This window comes from Pseudomonas sp. NFACC25 (genome assembly GCF_900100935.1).
GTDB classification, from domain to species: Bacteria; Pseudomonadota; Gammaproteobacteria; order Pseudomonadales; family Pseudomonadaceae; genus Aquipseudomonas; species Aquipseudomonas marginalis.
Genome location: NZ_FMUC01000004.1, coordinates 359,012 through 376,901, shown reverse-complemented (window position 1 = coordinate 376,901; position 17,890 = coordinate 359,012). Strand labels below are relative to the sequence as shown.

Below are 17,890 nucleotides of genomic sequence, written 5' to 3'. Positions count from 1 at the left end.
GGGTGGCAGGCCGCCAAATTGTTTGGGAGCGCTTCGCACTCCAGCGCAGGGCAAGCCTGCTCACTACAACCTCTCGCCTTCCTCAATTGCATATGGTTACAAGTTTTTTGTCCTACAAAATTCCCGCACAAACCCTACAGGCTCTGGAATCTGTCCTAGACTGATGACCGATGGGTCCCTTCCAAAACAAAAACCCCGCAAAAAATCTAAACTTTCGAACTCTGCCGTAGGTCCAGTTTTAAGGTAGGGCGAGTGCACGCGGTTCACACCCGATGCCCGTCCATCCAATCTATTTAAGCCGACCGTGCAACTGGCATAAGCCTTGCCAGCTTGTATAGCGCTTGTGCGCCTGGCCGCAGGATGCGGTCTTCGGAGCTAGTGGCAGCGGGCCATTAGCCAACCAACATTGGGAGAGAACTATGATCAGTGCCGCTGTAGATACTCAGGGAGAGCGTTTTAGTAAGGCGGCAGAGGGGCCAACGTCACTGGCCGACCTGCCCAACACTGTGCGGCCGATCGTGAGTAATAATCCCAATCGCAAGAAGGTATTGTTCGTCACCTCCGAGTTCGCCGACCTGGTGAAAACCGGTGGCCTGGGCGACGTGTCCGCGGCCCTGCCCCGCGCCATGGCCCACTTGCATGATGTGCGCGTCCTGATCCCCGGTTACCCGCAGGTGATGGAAAGCGACAACCCGATCCATATCATCGGTGAGCTGGGTGGCCACGCCGCGCTGCCGCCGTGCAAGATCGGGCGCATGGACCTCAAGGACGGCCTGGTCATCTATGTGCTGATCTGCCCCGAGCTCTACGAGCGCGAAGGCACGCCCTACGGCGCCAACAACGGCCGCGACTGGCCGGACAACCATATTCGCTTCGCCCGCCTGGGCCTGGCCGCCGCCGACATGGCCGCCAACCTGGCCCAGATCCACTGGTGCCCGGACCTGGTGCACGCCCATGACTGGCCCGCCGGCCTGGCCCCCGCCTATATGCACTGGCGTGGGTCACGCACACCCACACTGTTCACCATCCATAACCTCGCCTATCAAGGCGTGGTCAGCCTGGCCTCGACGCCGGAGCTGGGTATCCCGCCTCACGCCTTGCAGCAGGAAGGCATGGAGTTCTACGGCAAGATGTCGTTCCTCAAGGCGGGCATGGCGTATTCCAGCCACATCACCACCGTGAGTGCGACCTACGCCCAGGAAATCACCACCCCGGAATTCGGCTGCGGCCTCGACGGTTTCCTCGCCGCCAAGACCCAGCAGGGCCTGCTCAGTGGCATCCCCAACGGTATCGATGAAAGTTGGGAAACCTCCACCGACACGCACCTGACCCACAACTTCAATATCGGTGACTGGGAAGGCAAGGCCATCAACGCCGACCACGTGCGCGAGCTGTTCGGCCTGCATGACTCCACCGGCCCACTGTTCGCGGTGGTCTCGCGCCTGGTCTACCAGAAAGGCCTCGACCTCACCGAAGCGGTGGCGAGCTTTATCGTCGAGAACGGCGGGCAGATCGCCATTATCGGGCGCGGCGAGCCGGAAGAAGAACAGGCCATGCGTGAACTGGCGCTGCGCTTCCCGGGCCAGGTCGGTGTGCGCATCGGCTTCAACGAGACCGACGCGCGGCGCATGTTCGCCGGCAGCGACTTCCTGCTGATGCCATCGCGCTACGAACCCTGCGGCCTGAGCCAGATGTATGCCCAGCGCTTCGGCTCACTGCCCGTGGCTCGCAACACCGGCGGGCTGGCGGACACCATCGAGAATGGCGTCACCGGCTTCCTGTTCAATGAATCCACCGTAGAAAGCTACGAAGAAGCCCTGAGCCGCGCGTTCCGGGTCTTCGCCAATAAAGGCCTGCTCAACGCCATGCGCAGCCGCGCCATGACCCAACCCTTCAACTGGTGCCAGGCGGTGGAACCCTACGCCGAGCTGTATGAACAACTGGTGGCCAAGGCCTTGGGGAAATCGACTAAATAATCAAGGGAGGTCTTCATAGATGCCGTTACGGACTTTGGAAACCTGGCCCCACGGCGCAATCATGCTGGACGCGCAACACACGCGTTTTGCCTTGTGGGCGCCAGACGCGTTTTATGTCAGCGTTGAATTGGAAAACGGTAAATCCATCGCCATGCTGCCCCAGGCAGATGGCTGGTTCGAGACTGAAGTGAAATGCCCGGCGGGCACGCGCTATCGCTACAACATCGATGGGGAAATGGACGTTCCCGACCCCGCGTCCCGGGCCCAGGCCTCGGACGTGCATGGCTGGAGCCTGGTGGTCGACCCGCTCGCCTACACCTGGCGTCACGCCAACTGGCAAGGCCGCCCCTGGCACGAAGCCGTGATCTACGAATTGCACGTCGGCGCGATGGGGGGCTACGCCGAAGTCGAAAAGCACCTGCCACGCCTGGCCGAGCTGGGCGTCACCGCGATTGAATTGATGCCACTGGCGCAATTTCCCGGTGAGCGCAATTGGGGTTACGACGGTGTACTGCCCTACGCACCGCAGTCTTCCTACGGCTCGCCCGAGCAACTCAAGCACCTGGTCGACAGCGCCCACGAACACGGCCTCGCCGTGATTCTCGACGTGGTCTACAACCACTTCGGCCCTGACGGCAATTACCTGGGCCAGTATGCCAAGGGCTTCTTCCAGGAAGACGTGCACACCCCATGGGGCGCCGGGATCGACTTCGAGCGCCGTGAGGTGCGGAATTTCTTCCTCGATAACGCGCTGATGTGGCTGCTTGAGTACCGCTTCGACGGCCTGCGCCTGGACGCGGTGCACGCCATCGACAACCCCGGTTTCCTCCAGGAACTCGCGCATCGGGTACGCCAGCAGGTGGATACCGGTCGGCAGGTGTGGCTGGTGCTGGAAAACGAGCTGAACCAGGCCAGCCTGCTCAAGGAGGATTTCGACGCGCAATGGAATGATGACTTCCATAACGTGCTGCACGTGTTGCTGACCGGCGAGACCGATGCCTATTACAGCGACTTTGCCCAGGATCCCACCACCAAACTCGCCCGTTGCCTGGGCGAAGGGTTTATCTACCAGGGCCACACCACCCGCCATGGCCACGAGCGCGGCGAACCGAGCGCTGACTTGCCGCCCACGGCCTTCGTCGCGTTCCTGCAGAACCACGACCAGATAGGCAACCGCGCCCTGGGCGAGCGCCTGCACCAGCTCTGCTCGCCCCAGGCGCTCAAGGCAGCAACCGCCCTGCTGCTGTTGTCGCCGATGATTCCGCTGATGTTCATGGGGGATGAGGCGAACGCGAGCGAGCCGTTCCTGTTTTTTACCGACCACCACGGTGAACTGGCTGAAGCGGTACGCGAAGGCCGACGCAATGAATTTGCCGACTTCGCCGCGTTCCATGACCCCGAGCGCCGTGAACGCATCCCGGATCCCAACGCACTGTCGACATTCGCGCAATCGGCCCCGGTGATCGCCGACACCCCACACGCCGAGCTCTACCGCCAACTGCTGGGCCTGCGCCATCGCCATATCGTGCCGCACCTGCCTGGCGCCGTGGCATTGGGCGCGCAGGTGCTGGCCTACGCCGCCGTCAGTGCGCGCTGGCGCCTGGGCAACGGCAGCCTGTTGCAGATCGACCTGAACCTGAGCGCCACGCCGCTGGATCACCCGGCCACCGCGCCGGTCCTGTTCGAAACGCCGGCCCTGCAAGGTGCGCAACTGCCGCCCTTCAGCGCCCGCGTCACCTTATCCCCTGTTGGAGAGCACCCTTGAGCGAAGCGAACCTGGAAATCCTCGCCAGCCGCGCGGGCCTGGCCGTCGATTGGATCGACGCAAACGGCCGCCCGCAACGAGTGACACCCGACGCCCTGCGCGCGGTTCTCAAAGGCCTGGGCCACCCGGCCGACAACGATGCCGACATCAACGCCAGCCTGCTTGAATTGGAGCGGGCGCAACAAGACAAGCACCTGCCGCCCCTGATGACCGTCGACAGCGGCGAAGGCCTCGACCTGGCGCGCTACTTCGAACCCGACACCCTGTGCCGGGTCAACCTCGAAGACGGCGAAAGCCTGGAACTGCGCCTCGACGGCGATGCCGTGCTGCCCGGGGTTATCGCCCTGGGCTACCACCAGGTGCAGATCGACAACCAGAGCTTTACCCTGGCGGTCGCGCCCACCCATTGCTACAGCGTGGCCGAAGCGGTGGACAACCGCCCCGCCCGCGCCTGGGGCCTGAGCGCCCAGCTGTATTCACTGCGCCGCCTGGGCGATGGCGGTTTCGGCGACACCCTGGCCCTGGAACACCTGGTCCGTTCCGCCGCCGAACGCGGCGCCGATGCCCTGGCGATCAGCCCGATGCACGCGATGTTCAGCGCCGATACCGAGCGCTACAGCCCGTACTCGCCGTCCAGCCGCCTGTTCCTCAACAGCCTGTATGCCTCGCCCGCCTGCATTCTCGGCGAACGTGAGGTGCGCAATGCGATTGAAGCCCTTGGCCTGGAAGAAGAGCTGCGCGCGCTGGAACAGCACAGCCTGATCGACTGGCCAGCCGCTGCGCGAGCCAAACAGCGGCTGTTGCGCGTTCTGTATGAAGACTTCCGTCACGGCCATCACCCGCAGCATGCCGACTTCCTGAGCTTTCGCCAGGCCGGTGGCGAGGCGCTGGAAAACCATTGTCGCTTCGAAGCCGTGCAGGCAGTGCGCGCCGCTGCAGGCGAGGACCTTGACTGGCGCCACTGGCCTGAAGAGTGGCGCTCGCCGCAAAGCCCTGCGCTGGTTGCGTTCGCCGAAGAGCACCACGCCGAGATCGGCTTCTACGCCTTTGGCCAATGGCTGATCGCCCGTTGCCTGGAGCGCGCCCAACAAGCCGCCAAAGGCAGCGGCATGGGCGTCGGCTTGATCGCTGACCTGGCCGTCGGTGCCGACGGCGGTGGCAGCCAGGCCTGGAGCCGCCAGGATGAGTTGCTGGCCGACCTGACCGTGGGCGCGCCACCCGACATCCTGAACCGTGCCGGCCAGGGCTGGGGCATTTCCGCGTTCTCGCCCGAAGGTCTCAAGCGCAACGGTTTCCGCGCGTTTATCGAGATGCTGCGGGCCAACTTCGCCCATGCCGGCGGCTTGCGCATCGACCATGTAATGGGCCTGCAACGCCTGTGGGTGATCCCCATGGACGCCTCGCCGCGTGACGGCGCTTACCTGTATTACCCGGTGGACGACCTGTTGCGCCTGCTGGCGCTGGAATCCCACCGCCACCAGGCGATCGTGCTCGGTGAAGACCTCGGCACAGTGCCCGATGGGCTGCGCGAAAAACTCATCGCCCGCTCGATCCTCGGCATGCGCGTGCTGTTGTTCGAACAGGGCCACGATGGCCAGTTCAAGCCGATCCTCGACTGGCCGGACAACGCCCTGGCCACCACCAGCACCCACGACTTGCCGACCCTCAACGGTTGGTGGCACAGCCGCGATATCGACTGGAACGTCCAGTTGGGCCTGATCGATGCGCCCACCGTGGAGCAATGGAGCGAGCACCGCCTGCGTGAACGCCAGGCGCTGCGCCAGGCCTTGAGCCAGGACCCGCAGAACTTCGTCGATGAGATCCGCAATGAAACCGACCATATGATCGACGCCAGCGTGCGCTACCTCGGCCACACCCGTGCGCCGCTGGTGCTGTTGCCGCTGGAAGATGCCCTGGGCCTGGAAGAACAGGCCAACCTGCCCGGCACCACCGACACCCACCCCAATTGGCGCCGCCGTCTGCCGGGCGAGGCCTCCAGCCTGCTCGACAACGCCGGTGCCGCGCGCCGCCTTGAACTGCTGGCCGTCGCGCGCAACCAAGCCTACGAGCGTGACCGATGAAAGCCCTGCCCCTGCGCGCTACCCAGCGCCTGCAATTCCACAAAGGTTTTACCCTGGACGATGCTGTGCCACTGGTGCCGTACTTCGCCCAGCTCGGCATCAGCCATCTATATGCCTCGCCACTGCTGACTGCCCGCGCCGGCTCGATGCACGGCTACGATGTGGTCGACCCCACCAGCGTCAATCCCGAGCTGGGTGGCGAAGCCGCCTTGCGCCGGTTGGTCGCGGCCCTGCGCGAGCACGATATGGGGCTGATCCTCGATATCGTCTCCAATCATATGGCCGTGGGCGGCGCTGACAACCCTTGGTGGCTGGACCTTTTGGAATGGGGCCGGCTGAGTCCCTACAGCGAATTCTTCGATATCCAGTGGCACTCCCCCGACCCGCTGCTCAAGGGCCAATTGCTCATGCCCTTTCTCGGCAGCGACTACGGCGAAGCCTTGCAGAGCGGCACGCTGACGCTGCATTTCGATGCCGCCCACGGCGCGTTTCATGTTGAGCATTACGAACATCGCTTCCCGATCTGCCCACGGGATTACGCGGCGATCCTCGGCACCGACGAGCTGCTCAAACCCCTGGCCGACCGCTTCAGCGCCCTGGCCTATCAGGATGACGCCTACGCCGAAGCCGCCTGGCTCAAGCAGGCATTGGCCGAGCGCGCCACCGAAGTCCTCGAGCTTATCGAACGCCGGCTGACCGAGTTCGACGGACGCACGCCCGAGGGCTTCAAGCGCCTGCACCAGTTGCTCGAGCAACAGGCCTACCGCCTGGCCAGCTGGCGCACGGCGGCGGACGATATCAACTGGCGGCGCTTCTTCGACGTCAACGAACTGGGCGGGCTGCGCGTGGAGCGCACCGCAGTGTTCGAAGCCACCCACGGCAAGATCTTCGAATTGATCAGCGAAGGCCTGGTGGATGGTCTGCGCATCGACCACATCGACGGCCTGGCCGACCCGCGCGGTTACTGCCGCAAGCTGCGCCGTCGGGTGGATACGCTGTCGCCCGAACGGCACTTGCCGATCTTCGTCGAAAAAATCCTCGGCGAGGGGGAAACCCTTCGCGAAGACTGGCAAGTGGACGGCACCACCGGCTACGAATTCATGAACCAACTGTCGCTGCTGCAACACCATCCCGAGGGCTTTGCGCCGCTGGCGGAATTATGGACGCGTCACAGCGAACGTCCCTCGGCGTTTATCGAAGAGGCGCGGCTGGCCCGCCAGCAAATCCTCAACGGCTCCCTGGGCGGCGACTTTGAAAGCGTGGCCCAGGCCCTGTTGCAAGTGGCCCGCGACGACGTGATGACCCGCGACCTGACCCTCGGCGCAATCCGCCGCGCGCTGCAGGAACTGATCGTGCACTTCCCGGTGTACCGCACCTATATCAGTGCTCGCGGTCGCAGCGCAGATGACGACAAGGTGTTCCAGCAGGCCATGGACGGCGCCCGCACGACCCTTGGCGAGGGCGACTGGCCGGTGCTCGAGCATCTGGAAAATTGGCTCGGCGGCCAACCCTGGCGCAATCGCCCGGTGGGCCGCGAGCGCAAGATGCTCAAGCATGCCTGTGTGCGCTTCCAGCAACTGACCTCGCCGGCAGCGGCCAAGGCCGTGGAAGACACCGCGTTCTATCGCTCGGCCGTGCTGCTGTCGCGCAACGATGTGGGCTTCAGTACCGAGCAGTTCAGCGCGCCGTTGGCCGAGTTTCATGCCATCAACCAACAGCGCTTGCAGGCCTTCCCCGACAACCTGCTGGCCACCGCTACCCATGACCACAAGCGCGGCGAAGACACCCGGGCGCGCCTGGCCGTGCTCAGCGAGTGCGCGCCGTGGTATGTCGAGCACGTGGAGCATTGGCGCACCCTGGCGGCGCCGTTGCGCGACGACGCGACCACACCGTCGGCCGGCGATGAACTGATCCTGTACCAGGTGTTGCTGGGCAGTTGGCCGCTGGACCAGGCCGAGGACTTCGAAGGCTATCACCAGCGCCTGTGGCAGTGGCAACAAAAAGCCCTGCGCGAAGCCAAGCTGCAGAGCAGCTGGAGTGCGCCCAATGAGGCCTATGAACAGGGTGTCGAGGCTTTTCTCACCCGCCTGCTGCTCACGGAGGAAGGTCGGCCCCTGCGCAGTGCGATCAATAACGCCGCCCAGGCCATCGCCCCCGCCGGCGCACTGAATGGGCTGGCGCAAACCTTGCTTCGCCTTACCGTGCCGGGTGTGCCGGACCTGTACCAGGGCGATGAGTTCTGGGACTTCAGCCTGGTGGACCCGGACAACCGTCGTCCGGTGGATTTCACCGCGCGGCAACAGGCACTCAATACCCCGCCGGACATCGGCGAACTGTTGTTCAACTGGCGTGACGGGCGTATCAAGCAAACCTTGATTGCCCAGGTACTGGCCTTGCGCAAGGCCCATCCGCAGGTGTTCCGCAGCGGCCGCTATACAGCGTTGGAAGTGGTCGGCCAACACGCCGGGCGGGTGGTCGCATTCTGCCGCGAACACCAGGGCAAACGCGTGCTGGTAGTGGTGCCACGCTGGTCCCATGAACTGCTTGAAAACGGTGTGCATCCCCAGATCAATGCGCAGGTTTGGGGCGATACACGGGTGAAATTACCGTTCGCCGCACCAACGCAAAACTGGAAGGGACTTTTTCATACAGGCGCAGTCACACCAGACAAGGAGCTGTTGATCAGCACTGCCCTGGGGGATTTCCCGGTCAATGTCTTTATCAATCCTGATGATCAAGAAAGCTGAAAATTTTCTGTGAGGAGCATTGTGATGAGTACTGAAGACAAACGCATACGCGAACTGGCGCATCAGATCTGGGAGTCTGAAGGCAAACCCCACGGGGAAGACGCGCGCCACTGGGAGATGGCGCGCAAGCTGGCCGAAGCCGAAGCGCTGACGCCGAGCAAACCCAAGCCCGCCGCCAAGCCCAAGACCGCCCCCAAGCCTGCGGCGAAAGCCAAGCCAGCCGCGAGCAAGCCGGCGCCGCCGGCGGCCAAGAAGCCACCCGCGCCGAAAAAGCCCAAGGCTTAACGCGCACGGCGCCATCGACCTTTTGCCGGCGCGGTCGGCAAAAGGTGATTTCACTCTTCTTATCATCCGCTGAAAACTCGTCAGCACGGCCGCGTTCGGCCCGAAAAAACAGCCTTGCAGGAGCAACTCAATGAGCAAACCCCATAAGACCCCTTCGACGCCGGGCAGCGAGCCGTCGCGGATTCGTGAAGGTTTGCCCTTCCCCCTCGGCGCGACCTGGGATGGCCTGGGTGTCAACTTTGCGCTGTTCTCGGCCAACGCCGAGAAAGTCGAACTATGCCTGTTCGACGACACCGGCGAAGTGGAACTCGAGCGCATCGAATTGCCCGAATACACCGACGAAATTTTCCACGGTTACTTGCCCGACGCCCACCCTGGGCTGATCTACGGCTACCGCGTGTACGGGCCGTATGATCCGGCCAATGGTCATCGCTTCAACCACCACAAATTGCTGATCGACCCCTACGCCAAGCAACTGGTGGGCGAACTCAAATGGTCCGAAGCGCTGTTCGGCTACACCATCGGCCACCCGGACGACGACCTCAGTTTCGACGAGCGTGACAGTGCGCCCTTCGTGCCCAAGTGCAAGGTCATCGACCCGGCGCACACCTGGGGCAACGACCAGCCGGTGCGGGTGCCGTGGGACCGTACGATCATCTACGAAACCCACCTGCGCGGCATCAGCATGCGCCACCCTTCGGTGGGCGAAGACGTGCGCGGCACCTGTGCAGGGTTGATGGAAGATGATGTGCTCAAGCACATCCGCCAGTTGGGCATCTCGTCGGTGGAATTGCTGCCGGTGCACGCCTTCGTCAACGACCAGCACCTGCTGGAAAAAGGCATGACCAACTACTGGGGCTACAACAGCATTGCCTTCTTCGCCCCCGACCCGCGCTACCTGGCCAGCGGCAAGATCGCCGAGTTCAAGGAGATGGTCGCGCACCTGCACGAGCAGAAGCTGGAAGTGATCCTCGACGTGGTCTACAACCACACCGCCGAAGGTAACGAACGCGGCCCGACCCTGTCCATGCGCGGCATCGACAACGCCTCGTACTACCGGCTGATGCCCGATGACAAGCGCTTCTACATCAACGACTCCGGCACCGGCAACACCCTGGACCTGAGCCACCCGTGCGTACTGCAGATGGTCACCGACTCCCTGCGTTACTGGGCCAACGAGATGCACGTCGACGGCTTCCGCTTCGACCTGGCGACCATCCTCGGCCGCTACCGCGATGGCTTCGATGAACGCCACAGCTTCCTCGTGGCCTGCCGCCAGGACCCGGTGCTGCGCCAGCTCAAACTGATTGCCGAGCCCTGGGACTGCGGCCCCGGTGGCTACCAGGTGGGCAACTTCCCGCCCGGCTGGGTTGAATGGAACGACCGTTTCCGCGACACCGTTCGCGCGTTCTGGAAAGGCGATGACGGCCAACTGGCGGACTTCGCCGGGCGCATGACCGCCTCGGGCGAGATGTTCAACCACCGTGGCCGCCGCCCGTACAGTTCGGTGAACTTCATCACCGCCCATGACGGTTTCACCCTGCATGACCTGGTGTCGTACAACGACAAGCACAACGAAGCCAACGACGAAAACAACCAGGACGGCAGCAATAACAACCTGTCCTGGAACCACGGCGTCGAGGGCCCCACCGACGACCCGGAAATCAACGCACTGCGCCTGCGCCAGATGCGCAACTTTTTCGCCACGCTGCTGCTGGCCCAGGGCACGCCGATGCTGGTCGCCGGTGACGAGTTCGCGCGCACCCAGCACGGCAACAACAATGCCTACTGCCAGGACAGCGAGATCGGCTGGGTCAACTGGGACCTGGACGAGGACGGCAAGGCGTTGCTCAAGTTCGTCAAGCGCCTGATCAAGCTGCGCCTGGCCTACCCGATCCTGCGTCGTGGGCGCTTCCTGGTGGGCGACTACAACGAGGACATCGGCGTCAAGGATGTCACCTGGCTGTCGCCGGCTGGCACCGAGATGACCACCGAGCAATGGGAAGACAGCCACGGCCGTTGCCTGGGCATGCTGATGGATGGCCGCGCCCAGGAAACCGGGATTCGCCGCGCCGGTGCCGACGCCACCTTGTTGCTGGTGGTGAACGCCCACCACGACGTGGTCAATTTCCGCCTGCCGCCGGTGCCGGAGGGTGAGTTCTGGACCTGCATGCTCGACACCAACGAGCCGGCGGTACGTGGCCAGGAACGCTTCGAGTTCGACCACGAGTACGGTGTGACCGGCCGCTCGCTGCTGCTGTTCGAACTGCAGCGTGACGACGAGGTGTGACATGGCACTGCATGGATTCCTTCAAGGCTTCCAGGGCTATGCGGACACGCAGGCCCTGGCCAAGGCCTTGAGGGCACTTCAGGAGGAAGGCCTCGATCAGTTGCCGCTGCCTGGCAGCGGCGACACCCTCGGGCGGTTCAGTCGCCTGGCGCAGGTGGCTGGCCATGACCTGCGCTTGTGCAAGCTGTTCGAAGGCCACACCGATGCGTTGGCGATCATTGCAGAGCTGCGCAGCCCGGCGCCGCCTTTGGGCAGTCTGTGGGGCATGTGGGCCGCAGAACCGCCGAATGCCAAGGTGCAGGTGCGCTGCGAGGGTCATCGCCTGCGTCTGGACGGGCGTAAAGCCTGGTGTTCCGGGGCGGCGGTGCTCAGCCATGGTTTGTTGACGGCGTGGGATGAACAAGGCGGCCAGCAATTGGTCGCGGTGCAGATGGATCAACCGGGCATCACGGTCACCCACGACGGTTGGAGTGCCGTGGGCATGGCCGCCACCGGCAGCGTCGAGGTCGTCTTTGACGGTGCCCATGGCCTTGCCGTGGGCGGCCCCGGCGACTACCTCGCGCGCCCCGGGTTCTGGCAAGGCGGCATCGGTATCGCCGCCTGCTGGTACGGTGCCGCACAACGCCTGGCCGAGGTGTTGCGCGATCACTGCAGCAAGCGCTCGGAGCCTCACGCCCTCGCCCATCTGGGTGCGGTCGACAGCGCCTTGAACAGCGCGGCCTGTGTGCTGCGGGCCAGCGCTGAACAGATCGACCGCTACCCCAGGGCCAATGCCCGGCACCTGGCCCAGCAGGTGCGCGCGTGCATCGAGGACACCGTCGAGCAGGTCATGCGGCATGTGGGCAGAGCCGTGGGCGCGGGTCCGTACTGCAAGGATCCGCACTTCGCCCAGTTGATGGCGGACCTGCCGGTGTATGTCCGCCAGAGCCATGCCGAACGCGACCTGGCCGGCCTCGGCGAACTGGTCGCCGGGGAACCCACAGGGAGGTGGCAGTTATGAAACCCAACCCGATCGTCGGCCAGGGCACGCCCCTGCAGCGCTGGCAGGACTCGCCGCTGATGGCCGAACTGCCGCAGATCAGCGTCGAACAATTGGTGCCCGAGGGCCACCGCGCGGTGATCATCGCCCCGCACCCGGATGACGAAGTGCTGGGCTGTGGCGGCCTGTTACAAGGCTTGGCCGAACTGGGCCGGCCCATTCAATTGATTTCGGTCACCGATGGCAGCGCCAGTCACCCCGGCTCCACCCACTGGTCGGTGGAGCGCTTGAGCGTGGTGCGCCCCCAGGAGTCGGCCCAGGCCCTGCATCGCCTGGGTGTGCCGTTGCACAGCCTGAAATGGTTGCGGGCCGGCTTCAGCGACAGCCAGGTCGCGGCGCGGGAAGAGCAGCTCAGCGCCTTTATCCAGCGCCACCTCAAACCCACGGATGTGGTGTTTACCACCTGGCGCGAAGACGGCCATTGCGACCACGAGGCCGTTGGCCGCGCGAGCGCCAAGGCAGCGCACGCGGTGGGTGCGGCCCTCTATGAGCTGCCGGTGTGGACCTGGCACTGGGCGTCTCCCGAGAACAGCCTGGTGCCCTGGCACCGTGCCCGCAAAATCCCCCTGACCTGTGAAGCCGTCGCGCGCAAGCGCCACGCCATCCATGCGTTCGCCAGCCAGCTGGAGGGTGACCCGCAGATCGGCCTGCCGCCGGTGCTGGCACCCTATGTGGTGGAGCGTCTGCTACAACCTTTTGAAGTGGTATTCGTATGAGTGTGGCGACACCGTATTTCGATCAACTGTTTGCCGGTAACGACGACCCCTGGGCCTTTCGCCAACGCTGGTACGAGCGTCGCAAACGGGCGCTGACCCTGGCACTCCTGACCCGGCCGCGCTATGCCTCGGTGTTCGAGCCCGGTTGCGCCAATGGCGAATTGAGCTTCGAGCTGGCCCCGCGTTGTGATCACCTGCTGTGTTGCGACACCGCCTCGGCCGCCGTCGCCCTGGCACGCAGCCGCCTGCTGGGCTTTGCCCATGCCCGGGTGGAGCAGAGCCGCCTGCCCGCGCAATGGCCGACCGGCGAATTCGATCTGATCGTCTTGAGCGAGCTGTGCTACTACCTCGACCGCGATGACCTGTGCCGCTTGATCGATCGCGCCCTCGGCAGCCTCACCGCCAACGGCCAGGTGTTGGCCTGCCACTGGCGCCCGACGATCGACGGGTGCCCGCAGACCGCCGAACAGGTGCATGCCCTGCTCCATGAGCGGCTGGGGATGCCCCTGGTCGCCACCCACCACGAACCCGACTTTCTACTCGACCTGTGGAGCCGCGACGGCACTTCGGTTGCCACCCTTGAGGGCCTGCGATGATCGGCATTCTGATCCCGGTACATAACGAAGAGGCGCTGCTCGGCGAGTGTCTGGAGGCCGCATTGGTGGCTGCCCGTCACCCAGGCCTGCTGGGTGAAGCGGTGCAGATCCTGGTGCTGCTCGACAGTTGCAGCGATGCCAGTGCGGCGATTGCCGAAGGGTTCCCGGTGCAGCGCCTGGAGGTGCAGGCGCGCAACGTGGGCCATGTGCGCGGGGTGGGCGCGCGACACCTGCTCAACCAGGGTGCGCGCTGGATCTCATGCACCGACGCCGACAGCCGCGTGGCCCCCGATTGGCTGGTGGCCCAGTTGGCACTGGGCGCCGACGCGGTGTGCGGCACCGTGACCGTCGACGCCTGGAGCGAAGGGTTCGACCCGGCGGCGCAGATCCGTTACCAGCAGGCGTACCACGCCCGTGACGGCCACCGGCATATCCATGGCGCCAACCTGGGCATCAGTGCCGGAGCCTATGTGCGGGCCGGAGGGTTCGAACCGCTGCCCTGTCACGAAGATGTGCAATTGGTGCGCGACCTCGAGCGCTGCGGGGCGTCCATCGCCTGGAGCCACGCCCCGCAAGTCATCACCAGCGCGCGCCTGGAGGCCCGTGCCCAGGGCGGGTTCGGCGATTATTTGAAGAGCCTGATGTGCGCGTCTTGAAAAAAACGACATTGCAAAATGTAAAAGCGACCAATCCTTGTCTATGCTGATGACGCCTTGCTGGTAATTCAGGGTTGGATTACCACGCGTGCACCACGGCGGAGTCTGTGGTGAATAAATAGAGTCGTCCCGTCAACGGGGCACGACCCAGCATCAATCGACAAGGACGTAACGCCCATGAAGCCTGCCTCCCTCAGTGAAGGCCGTCGCGGCCCCGCGCAAATCTGGAACAGCGCACCGCAGCTGGCGCAAATCCCGCCTATCTCTACCACCTCCCTGGTGCCCGCTGGCGCGCGCGTGGTGATCATCGCGCCGCATCCCGGCGACGAGGTGGTGGCCTGCGGTGGTCTACTGCAATTGCTCAGCACCCTGGAACACCCCCTGCAAATGATCTCCATCACGGACGGCAGTGCCAGCCACCCGGGGTCCCACGTGTGGCCAGCCAGCCGCCTGAGTGTGGTGCGGCCCCAGGAAAGCGCCGAGGCGCTGCGCCGCCTGGGCATGCCCTTGCACAGCCTGAAGTGGATTCGCGGCGGTTTCTGCGACAACGCCCTCGCCGCCCGCGAACCGCAACTGAGCCAATTTATCGCGCGCTACCTGCAACCGGGCGATGTGGTGTTTTCCACCTGGCGCAACGACGGCAATGACGACCATGAGGCCGTCGGCCGTGCCAGCGCCAACGCCTGCAGGCTGGTGGGCGCGCAGCTTTATGAACTGCCGATCTGGGCCTGGCACTGCCCCGCCCGCGAGGGTGCGATGATCCCCTGGCAACGGGCGCGCAAGGTACGCCTGGACACCTGGACCGTGGCGCGCAAACTCCACGCCGTCCATGCGTATGCCAGCCAGTTGGCGGGCGACCCGCAGATCGGCCTGGCGCCGATATTGGCCCAGGTGCTGCTGGAGCGTATGCGCGAGCCTTACGAGATTGTGTTTTCGTAAGACCGGCAGCTCGTCTATACCTGTCAACTCTGACAGTAGCGCCCTGCACGATGTATGGCTAGGGTGCAAACAGCGCTGCACCCGTTGAGGTGCAGTCGAGAAAGCCATGCCAACTCCTTGCATTGGCCGGTGTTTTCGAACAGGTAACCCGCACTCCCTGCTCCGTATCGCGTTTCACGTTGTCATGGTCTGGCCTGCACCGGCCTTTGCCGGTGCCGGGGCAACTTTCCCCTCGCACGAGGATGGATCATGCGCTCACGGACTCCGACCCTGTTGTACCTGATTGCCCTGGCGACACTGCCGAGCGCCTCTTACGGGGCGTGCACCATCAGCAACACCGCCGGCGACGACCTCTCTTCCTGCGACAGCGGCACGGCACCAGGCTTTACCGACAGTGCCGGCAATAACACCCTGAACCTCAGCGCCACGGGGCGGATTACCGGGAATGTCACCTATGGCGCCGGCAACGATCTGGTGGATGTGAACGGGCCCAGTGCCGGGATTGATGGCAACCTCAACCAGGGCGATGGCAGTAATATTTTCCGGCTCAACCTGGGCAACATCACCGGCAGCGTCAGCCAGGGCTCGGGCGCGGATGTGGCGCAGATCAGCGGCGGCCAGGCCGGCGCCGTCAGCCAGGGCGCAGGCGTCGACAGCTACGCCCAGAGCGGCGGCAGGATTGCGTCACTGGCCCAGGGCGATGGGCTGGACGACTTCAACATGAGCGGCGGCATCATCGACGGTGCTTTCGAGGATGGCGACCGGGCCAAGATGAGCGGCGGCCGCATTGGCCGAGTCGACATGAAACTCGACAACAACCTGTTCGATATGTCGGGTGGCAGCATCATCGCCAACCTGGTAACCGGCTTCGGCGACGACACCATCCTGATCTCGGGCACGGCCTTCGTCGGCGGCAATATCAGTGTCAGCGGGGGCAACGATCACGTGGCGGTGTCCGGTGGTGACGTCAACGGCCAGATACTCCTCAGCTTTGGCGACGATCACTTCGAATGGACCGGTGGCAACCTGCATTCGTTCGTACTGCTGGGCGCCGGTGACGACACGGCGGTGCTGCAAAACCTGGTCAATACCCAACTGGCCGCGGCGCAGTTGATCGACGCTGGCCTGGGTGTCGACACGCTCACACTGGACAATACCAAGGCAGGCGATCCGGGCCTGTTTTCCAACTGGGAGAGCATTCGGCTGGACAACCAGTCGCAGCTGATCCTGGGCGGAACGCTGAAACTGGGTGACAGCGACACCGGCACGGGCAGCCTGAGCATCGACGGGACCAGTGAACTGTTGATCGGCACCGGGGTGATCGACCCGTTTACGGCCGGCCAACGGGTGAACGTCACCAACAGCGGCACCCTCAACATGACCACCGGCAACACCCGCACCAGCGACACCTTGACCATCAATGGCAATTACACCGGCGACAATGGACGGCTTTTACTGCAAAGCGCCCTGGGCGCGGATGATTCCCCCAGCGACAAACTGATCATCAACCAGGGCACCCTCGCCGGTACCACCGCCATCAGCGTCACCAACCTCGGCGGCGCGGGCGCGGCCACCCTGCAGGACGGCATCCAGGTGGTGCAGGCCCTCAACGGCGCGTCTGGCAGTGGCAGCGCATTTACACTGGCGGGCCCGGTACCTGCCGGCGCGTTCGACTACTACCTGTTCAAAGGCGGTGTCACGGCCGGTACGGCGGAGAACTACTACCTGCGCTCGACGATCCCCGTGGTGCCGCCTGGCCCGGTGATTATCGTGCCGTTACCCACCCCGGTTCCCGGTGAACCACCGCTGCCGCCCAATCCCGGGACCGAACCGATCCCTATTTATCGTCCGGAAGTGCCGATCTACGCTGCGTTGTTTCCCGCCGCACAGCAACTCGTGCAGGGCATGCTCGGCACCTTTCACCAACGCATGGGCGACCAGAGCCAGCAACTGCACAGCGGTGCACTCACGTCGGGTTGGGGACGGACCTACGGCAACAGCACGCGCCAGAGCTTTACCGGGACGGTCAGCCCGTCGCTCGACAGTTCGGTGACCGGCTTCCAGGTGGGTACCGACCTGTACGCCAGCACCTACGACAATGGCCTGACCCAACGCAGCGGGTTCTTCGTCGGCCACAGCACCCTCAAAGGCAACATCAAGGGCTTCAACGGCGGCTGGCAGGACAAGGACGCCGGCAAGACCACCTTGCGCGGGGACAGCCTGGGGGTCTACTGGACGCTGATCGGCGCCAACCAGGCCTACCTCGACCTGGTATTGATGGGCACCCGCTTCGACGGCAATAACGAGTCGGATCGTGGCGTGAAGATGGACACCCGGGGGCACAATGTCACGGCGTCCGCCGAAGTCGGCTGGCCGTTTGCCGGGATGGGTAACTGGGTGGTTGAACCCCAGGCGCAACTGATCGTCGGCAAGACCAGACTGGATAAGCAAAACGACGGGATCTCCGACGTTTCCTATGACGCCGACACTAACGTCACCAGCCGCCTCGGGGTGCGCCTGCGCGGTGACTATCAGGTCCGCAGCATGCCGCTTCAACCCTACGTACGGGCGAATGTCTGGCACACCAGTGCCGGGCAGAACACCGTCACCTTCAACGGTGTGACAGCCATCGACACCGAGCAGAAGTCCACCACCCTGGACCTGGGCGCCGGCGCCACGCTGAAGGTGGCCACGGGCATCAGCCTGTACGGCGAGGTGGGCTACAACCGCAACCTGGACAGCAACACCTTCAACGGCCGCCAGGGCACGGTCGGCCTGAGAATGGAGTTCTAGGGAACCC

12 protein-coding genes are annotated in these 17,890 nt (G+C 64.3%); all 12 read left to right on the top strand.

Annotated features, from left to right (window positions below; all coding sequences use genetic code 11):
* Window positions 1-419: 419 nt before the first annotated feature.
* The 12 genes from glgA to BLQ09_RS12525 all read left to right on the top strand — a co-directional run bounded on the left by glgA (window position 420) and on the right by BLQ09_RS12525 (window position 17,883).
* Window positions 420-1,976 (top strand): glycogen synthase GlgA, encoded by a 1,557-nt coding sequence (gene glgA / locus BLQ09_RS12580; protein ID WP_074846904.1) that lies wholly within the window; start codon window positions 420-422, stop codon window positions 1,974-1,976.
* A 19-nt stretch (window positions 1,977-1,995) separates the two neighbouring features.
* Window positions 1,996-3,741 carry a malto-oligosyltrehalose trehalohydrolase gene (gene treZ / locus BLQ09_RS12575; protein ID WP_092357059.1) on the top strand — a complete coding sequence of 582 codons (1,746 nt, stop codon included), beginning with the start codon at window positions 1,996-1,998 and terminating at the stop codon, window positions 3,739-3,741.
* Window positions 3,738-5,822, top strand: a complete 2,085-nt coding sequence (gene malQ, locus BLQ09_RS12570; RefSeq protein WP_092357056.1) for a 4-alpha-glucanotransferase — start codon at window positions 3,738-3,740, stop codon at window positions 5,820-5,822. Before treZ ends, malQ begins: the two co-directional genes overlap by 4 nt.
* Window positions 5,819-8,569 carry a malto-oligosyltrehalose synthase gene (locus BLQ09_RS12565; protein WP_092357053.1) on the top strand — a complete coding sequence of 917 codons (2,751 nt, stop codon included), beginning with the start codon at window positions 5,819-5,821 and terminating at the stop codon, window positions 8,567-8,569. Before malQ ends, BLQ09_RS12565 begins: the two co-directional genes overlap by 4 nt.
* A gap of 24 nt (window positions 8,570-8,593) precedes the next feature.
* Window positions 8,594-8,854, top strand: a complete 261-nt coding sequence (locus BLQ09_RS12560) for a DUF2934 domain-containing protein (protein ID WP_027606743.1) — start codon at window positions 8,594-8,596, stop codon at window positions 8,852-8,854.
* 130 nt (window positions 8,855-8,984) lie between these two features.
* Window positions 8,985-11,144, top strand: a complete 2,160-nt coding sequence (gene glgX / locus BLQ09_RS12555; RefSeq protein ID WP_027606744.1) for a glycogen debranching protein GlgX — start codon at window positions 8,985-8,987, stop codon at window positions 11,142-11,144.
* Between the two features lies 1 nt (window position 11,145).
* Window positions 11,146-12,144: an acyl-CoA dehydrogenase family protein gene (locus BLQ09_RS12550; RefSeq protein ID WP_092357050.1), complete on the top strand. Its 999-nt coding sequence runs from the start codon at window positions 11,146-11,148 to the stop codon at window positions 12,142-12,144.
* Window positions 12,141-12,899, top strand: a complete 759-nt coding sequence (locus tag BLQ09_RS12545; RefSeq protein ID WP_027606746.1) for a PIG-L deacetylase family protein — start codon at window positions 12,141-12,143, stop codon at window positions 12,897-12,899. The genes BLQ09_RS12550 and BLQ09_RS12545 overlap by 4 nt, the downstream gene beginning before the upstream one ends.
* A complete protein-coding gene (locus tag BLQ09_RS12540) occupies window positions 12,896-13,495 on the top strand; it encodes an SAM-dependent methyltransferase (protein ID WP_092357047.1) in 600 nt (199 codons plus the stop codon). The genes BLQ09_RS12545 and BLQ09_RS12540 overlap by 4 nt, the downstream gene beginning before the upstream one ends.
* The gene (locus tag BLQ09_RS12535; protein WP_027606748.1) at window positions 13,492-14,151 is read left to right on the top strand and encodes a glycosyltransferase family 2 protein; all 660 of its coding nucleotides are present in this window, start codon (window positions 13,492-13,494) and stop codon (window positions 14,149-14,151) included. Before BLQ09_RS12540 ends, BLQ09_RS12535 begins: the two co-directional genes overlap by 4 nt.
* 177 nt (window positions 14,152-14,328) lie before the next feature.
* The gene (locus BLQ09_RS12530) at window positions 14,329-15,090 is read left to right on the top strand and encodes a PIG-L deacetylase family protein (RefSeq protein WP_065925216.1); all 762 of its coding nucleotides are present in this window, start codon (window positions 14,329-14,331) and stop codon (window positions 15,088-15,090) included.
* 249 nt (window positions 15,091-15,339) lie between these two features.
* Window positions 15,340-17,883 (top strand): autotransporter family protein, encoded by a 2,544-nt coding sequence (locus BLQ09_RS12525; protein WP_092357044.1) that lies wholly within the window; start codon window positions 15,340-15,342, stop codon window positions 17,881-17,883.
* Window positions 17,884-17,890: the final 7 nt, after the last annotated feature.